At 59.8% G+C, this 6321-nt stretch carries 4 protein-coding genes and 1 pseudogene; 1 reads left to right on the forward strand and 4 read right to left on the reverse strand.

Features of this window, described 5'->3' with window-relative positions:
* Nucleotides 1–210 precede the first annotated feature (210 nt).
* Nucleotides 211–549, reverse strand: a pseudogene (locus INE98_RS14175) (TauD/TfdA family dioxygenase); the annotation flags it as partial.
* A 32-nt stretch (nucleotides 550–581) separates the two neighbouring features.
* Here INE98_RS14175 and INE98_RS14180 point away from each other — a divergent pair.
* The gene (locus INE98_RS14180) at nucleotides 582–1112 is read left to right on the forward strand and encodes a GNAT family N-acetyltransferase (protein WP_293539746.1); all 531 of its coding nucleotides are present in this window, start codon (nucleotides 582–584) and stop codon (nucleotides 1110–1112) included.
* A gap of 135 nt (nucleotides 1113–1247) precedes the next feature.
* Here the strand turns inward: INE98_RS14180 and INE98_RS14185 are convergent, their stop codons facing one another.
* From INE98_RS14185 to INE98_RS14195, 3 genes are all read right to left on the reverse strand, one after another.
* Nucleotides 1248–3635 carry a TonB-dependent receptor gene (locus INE98_RS14185; RefSeq protein ID WP_293539747.1) on the reverse strand — a complete coding sequence of 796 codons (2388 nt, stop codon included), beginning with the start codon at nucleotides 3633–3635 and terminating at the stop codon, nucleotides 1248–1250.
* A gap of 1090 nt (nucleotides 3636–4725) precedes the next feature.
* Complete coding sequence (locus INE98_RS14190) at nucleotides 4726–5328, reverse strand: hypothetical protein (protein WP_293539748.1); 603 nt, start codon at nucleotides 5326–5328, stop codon at nucleotides 4726–4728.
* Complete coding sequence (locus INE98_RS14195) at nucleotides 5325–6065, reverse strand: TIGR04255 family protein (protein ID WP_293539749.1); 741 nt, start codon at nucleotides 6063–6065, stop codon at nucleotides 5325–5327. The genes INE98_RS14190 and INE98_RS14195 overlap by 4 nt, the downstream gene beginning before the upstream one ends.
* Nucleotides 6066–6321 lie beyond the last annotated feature (256 nt).

Below are 6321 nucleotides of genomic sequence, written 5' to 3' on the forward strand. Positions count from 1 at the left end.
CCGTAATTCCTCCACCTCTTGAGGGGGAGGTGGCGTGCGAATGCGCGTCGGAGGGGGTCTGCTGAGCCGCCGTTGACCCCCTCACCCGGCTTCGCCGGGAGCTCCCCCTGGAAGGGGGAGCAATTGGGCTCCGTAATTCCTCCACCTCTTGAGGGGGAGGTGGCGCGCGAATGCGCGTCGGAGGGGGTCAAGGGAGATTCCGGCCAGCGCCTACTCCGCCGCGAGGGCCTCCGGCGCGCGGCGGGAGCGGTGGTAGGGCAGGTCGCCGAGGATGGTCGCCCGCACCATGATCCGGCGGGCGGGCAGGTAGTCGTTCACCGCATAGTGCTGGGTCACGCGATTGTCCCAGAAGGCGACGGCGTTCTCGCTCCAGCGCCACCGGACCAGGAACTCCGGCTTCTGGATGTGGTCGAAGAGGACGCCGAGGATGGCGTCGCTCTCCTTGCGGTTCAGGCCGACGATGCGGTCGGTGAAGGTGGTGTTCACGAACAGGCCGTCCTCTCCCGGCTCGGGGTGGGTGCGCACCACGGGGTGGATCACCGGCGGGTTGGCGGCCGCCGCAGATAGCGGTAGCGTGGCGTATGATCAGAACCGCCCGCCTGGTGCTTCAGCCCTGGTCCGAGCGCCTTCGGGAGGGTTTCGCGGCTCTGCACGCCGATCCGGAGGTTATGGCCGACCAGGGAGGACCGATCTCACCGGCCGCAAGCGACGCCAAGTTCGACCGCTACCGGGCGGCCTTCGAACGCGATGGCGTCTCGCGCTGGGCGGTCGAAGGCGGCCGGGGCCAGTTCGTAGGCTATGTCGGCGTCATGTTTCGGCCGGAGATGGATCATCCGCTGGGTTCTCACTATGAGATCGGATGGCGGCTCGCGCGAAGCGCCTGGGGTCTGGGCTACGCGACCGAGGCGGCCCGGTCCGCCCTCGATCATGCCGTTGGCGTCCTTGGGGATCAGGAGATCGTCTCCTACACGAGTGAGACCAACCAGAGGTCCCGCGCGGTCATGGACCGCCTGGGGCTGAAGCGCGAACCCACCCGCGACTTCTCGATTGAGGACGGGCGCATGGGCTCGTGGCGGGGTCTCGTCTGGACTGCCTCCGCCGGGCAAGTTTGATCGCTTCGGGCGATGGTCACCCCGCCGCTGTTAATCCACGAGGCGGGAAACGATGGCGGAGTGGGCTGACCTCTCCACCCCCTGGCCGCCGCCGAAGGGCGGGCCGACCAGAGGGGAGCGCCGGGCCGGAACGGCCTAGTATCGAACTGAGAACGACGCGCCGAAGTAGCGGGGCTCGCCGGCGATGAAGGTCGGGATCCCGAAGGCCCCGCCCGTATTGCCGGCGTCCTTGATGTACTCTTGGTCGAGCAGGTTGGTGGCGAAGGCCTCAACCCGCCAGTTCGCCTCCGTCGGCTGGTAGGAGACACGCAGGTTCAGGAGACCATAGGCGCCCTGCACCTCATCCTGGACCAGGTCCCCGGTGCTCTGCAGCGCCGGGATGTCGTTGTCGTTGTCGAAGAAGACCCTGGATTGCCAGGTGTAGATCGGCAGGATTCTCAGATCGCCTTCCCAGACAGGTACGGTGAAGTTGAGGCCGAAGGACAAGGTCTGATCCGGCGAGAGGCGGAAGCTGTTGCCCTTGAAGCGACCATTGTCGAACCGGCCATTGTTGTAGCCATAGGTGCCAAAGACCGTCAGCTGGCTGGTCGGCCTCCAGTTGAGCTGGCCCTCGAAGCCGGTGGACGAGGCGTCGCCGGCGCTGATCGTCTGGAAGACGCCCGGAGCTGTCTGGATGCTCGTCTGGAAGTTCTCATAGGTGAAGCGATAGACGGAACCTTCCAGCGAAAGACTGCGGTCAAGCCACTGGGTCTTGGCGCCCGCCTCGTAGGAGTCGACGATCTCGGCGGCCACCAGCGTGAAGCGGGCGTTGCCCTGCGGAGCCAGCGGCGCCGCCGGCGACAGCACCTCCGGACGCCGGCCGCGCGAATAGGTCGCGAACAGGCTGATGTCGTCCGACACGGCGTAGCGGCCCACCACCCGGTAGGTGACGCCGGAGTCCGAGAAGGATTTGTACTGCGGAAGGCCGCCCGGCGTGGACTGCAGGAAAATGCCGCGCGCGGTGGCGGGATTGGCGGCGTTGGCGGCCGAACCGCTGGTCAGGACCGACCCGCCGTTGTCCAGCGTGCCGCGGTACCCGGAGCGCTTGTCGTCGCTGCTGTAGCGGATGCCGGCGGAGACCTCGAACTGGTCGGTCACCTTGAAGGTCGCATCGGCGAACACATCATACGAGGTGGTGCGCCCATAGTTCTCGAAGGTCTCGCGATGCACCAGCTTCAGCGTGCTGAGGGTGGCCGCCGAGTTGATGGTGTTGATCGACGGCACGTTCGGCGCCGTAAAGCCCAGCAGGCCGGCCAGGGCCGGCGTGGCGCGGGCGGCGAAGACGCGCTCATTGTACTGGAGCGGGACGGCCTGGGATCCATCCTCGTGGAAATAGCCGACCCCGGCGAAGGCGGTCAGGCGCTCGCCGCCTTCGTAGTTGATGCGGAATTCCTGGCTGTACTGGTCGCCGCGCGCGTCCTCCGCAAAGACGAAGAGCGGCAGAGAGAAGCCGTCTGCATCAAACACTTCCAGAGACTTGAAGCGCCGGAAGGCGCTGATCGAGGACAGCCGCAGCGTGTCGCTGATCCTGTAGTCCACCAGACCGGTGACGCCCCAGGTGGTCCGCTCCAGGCCCAGGTCGCGACCGCCCGCAAAGCCGTCGCTGCTCGCAAGGGCCGCGCCGGAGTTCCGGCCCAGGTCGCCCAGCACCTTGCCGGTCAGGGTGTCGGTGGGAAGATAGGTCAGCGACTTGAAGGACGTCCCCGACGGATTGTTCTCTTCGTAGTTGAGGATCAGGTCGGCCTCGAGCCTGTCGCTCGGGCGCCACTTCACAACGGCGCGATAGGCGGCCGTATCGGTGGAGTTGAAGTCGCGGCCGCCCAGCAGATTGTCGACAAAGCCGTCGCGCGTCTTGGTGCGGCCGGCAAAGCGAACGGCGAGGGTGGGGCTCAAGGGCAGGTTCACCATCGCCTCGAGGCCGCGAGAGTTGAAGTTCCCGACCTCGAACTTCGCCGACGCGGCGAAGCCGCTAGGGTTGGCCTTGTTCTGGACGATGTTGACGGCGCCGATCAGGGCGCTGCGCCCGAACAGGGTCGACTGCGGCCCCTTGGCGACTTCGATCCGGGCGTTGTCGAACAGCTCGATGTACGAACCGCGCGACTTGGAGACGGACACCCCGTCCTGGAAGACCGACACGCGCGGCTCGATCGTGGCGCCGCCGTCATCCGACGTGATGCCGCGCATGACAAAGCCGGGATTGTTGGGCGACTGGTTCTGGACCTCGAAGCCCGGGACGAGAAGGGACAGTTCCTCGAACTCCTGAACGCCGACCTCGTCCAGGAAGTCCCCGGTGTAGGCGGTCAGGGCGATGGGCACCTCGAGGGTGCGCTGCTCGCGCTTCTGCGCGGTGACGATCAGTTCCTCAACGGCGGTGGCGCCAGAGCCGCCCGTCGCATTGCCCTGAGCCAGAGCCTGAGAGCCGCAAAGCAGGGCGGAAGCGCAGGTCGTATAAAGCGCGATCGCGCGAATTGAAGAAAAGGTCATTTCATCCCCATGGCTGAAGGCCTGTCGGCTCCTATCGGACATAGATGTCAGATCGAAGACAGCGAGACCAAATGCGACGGCCGCACCCATCTCTGTCCGGGGGTCAGCCCAATCCTGTGCCGTGGAGGCTCGCACTTCGTCCGGAGTCGCACAAGCGTCCGGGGCGCTCCGTCAAAGGGGGCGGGGCGCCAGGGTTCCCGGCGGCCGCCGGGGCGTGAGGCGCGGTGGATCGGGTGCTCCCGCCTCAGCCGCTCCGACCGGGGCGCCTGGGCGCAACGGGGAAGGGTCTGACGCCAGCGACGTGGAAGACCTCCGGAGGGGTGGCGGCGGCCCGCTCTCGGGCGGATTGCACCATTGCGCTGTCACCTTCGGCCATGGCGGGTCTCCTCCGGTCCTTTGGGGGGAAGAGTGCGCGCGGCGGGGCGGGGTGGCAAATGGGGAGTTGGGGGTGGAAATCAAACATGGCTCGCGGCAGAGCGTGACGATGGTTCCGATTTTTCAATGATAATGAGCTTGGGCTGATGTAAATTCGTAAAGCAGCTAGGCTATTCAATTTCTAAATGAAAAACTGAGGCACAAGTTAAATTAATTCTTAACGATCAAATACAAGTAAAAAACTTCCTATTAAACTAATTAACATTTAGGCAATTCGAGGTCAATAACCTTATCAAATTCGTTAAATATATCGGTTGCAAGGTAATCTAGAATTGTCAAGTCATCATTTGTAAAATGACGGACCTCAGAATGACCAGGATTTCCTAGAACGGGGTCGTGCACAACTCTCACAGATTTCGAAAATTTGCGACCAGCGTCAATAATTTCCTGGACTTTTGCAGTCGCGAAAACGGCTTCAGCGCCGATACGCTTAGTTTGAAGAGATTCTCGGAACGCAATTGCAGCGTTCTGCTTAGCGATCCGGCTATACTTACCAAAATACTCAACCCAAGTGACCGATAGCCCGCCCCTGTCCTCGTCACGTAGTTCCATCGACTGAGGGGTGATACCCAGAAACTCATCGGTGTCCGGATCTCGATGCTGCCTCCCCTTCGGGACGAACCGCATCACATGATTATCGTTTGGGAGGGCTTTCCTAGCTGCCATTGAACCAGCACGCGCCTTTAAATGGGCTAAGAACTTGCGGAAGCCGTCCGCTGGAGGTGTCGCCCGCAAAGCGTTCACGCGCGCCGTCATCAGTCCGGGAAACGAGGTATCGGACTTTATCGCGTGGAAAGAACTCAATTGTCAGTTTGTCGGCGCCATTCTGCCAAATCGCGATCAGTCGACCATCTTGCGCTAACGCTAATGCCGGCTTGCCTCCTATGCTGCCACATAAATAGGCGCGAACAAAAGACTTGTAAGATTCCAGAGCGATCGGACGGTCTCCCTCGAACCACTCGCTTTCATCATGGAGGCGGTCAAGTTGGCGAAAGAAACTTAGTCTCGCCTGAGGGTCGAGTCGCATGGCGACTTGCGAAGTCCAATGCTTCGCTTCAGCGGTTGCATCAAAGAGAAGTTCGCGGGTTGATTTGCTCTTGGCGATCTGTCGAACGACGGTTCTAGGCTGCTCAGATACGACCACTGACCGATCATGCGGAATGTATCGAACGGGGCTTGGCGCGGATTCCAGAATCTCCAAAGAGAACGGAACAGCAACAGCCGTTTGGGGCGAAAAATCATTAATTGGGTAGATCATTTGAAGCTTTCCCTCGCCTTGTCCGTCACACATGCCTCAAATATTTCGTTTTTTAACGCGCGCATTAGCCCAATTTTCTTCGACAAATTATCTTCATCTGCAGGTAAATTGTCAACAACATATACATCAATATCAAGTAATACGGCAATAGTGCCTGGAATTTCTGATGGAATTATTCCTGAAATCACAGTTGCTGAAATCTCTTTTTTAGCAAAATGTTTATCGATTTTCCATTGATAACCGTCATGCGGATTAAGCAAATTTGGTAAATTTATGTTAACCGACAAATATTCTTCATATGAAAAAACTCCTCTACTATCTTCTGGTACGTCAATGCGATTGCGATATCGGACGCCGACACGCTCTAAATTAGGAAATCGAATTTTTCTCCGTATGTTTTGAACATCTCGAATGACTCGGGTCTCAAAACGTGGCCAGCCCTCATATGGAGGAAGGCGTGACCAGTGGAATTTCGATTCCTCAACACGACAAAAGTCGTTTTGATCATTATTGCTTAGAACATGTACAATTTTTGATTTGCCAGGTTGCGCTTCAATCTTGCCATTCTCGACTTTTAATTGTACGTCGACTTCGGTCATTTCTTTGTGAATATCGTAGCATGGCTTGAGCGCTTTGACGGCGCGATCATGTTCCCGTCTGTGCAGTGGAGCCTTGAAGCGAAGCTCCACAATGGCATCGATGATCGGTGGCGCCGGATAGGGCTGCACTATCGACATGGGTTCTCAATCCGACGCATAAGGCAGATTATGCGGTTAGCCCTATGTGTGCTTCAACCTCAACCCGTCCATAGTGCCCGCTTTTATTCCCTCTCTCACCATAATTCCGCCTACCGATCCGAGCCGCTCTCTATTCCTGCCGCTTTGACCCACACTGGGTACCTCATTGATCCATGATGAGATGTTGGCGGAGAGGGTGGGATTCGAACCCACGGTACCCGTAAAGGTACGCCGCATTTCGAGTGCGGTGCTTTCG

Source organism: Phenylobacterium sp., assembly GCF_020253645.1.
In the GTDB taxonomy this organism is placed as follows: domain Bacteria; phylum Pseudomonadota; class Alphaproteobacteria; order Caulobacterales; family Caulobacteraceae; genus Phenylobacterium.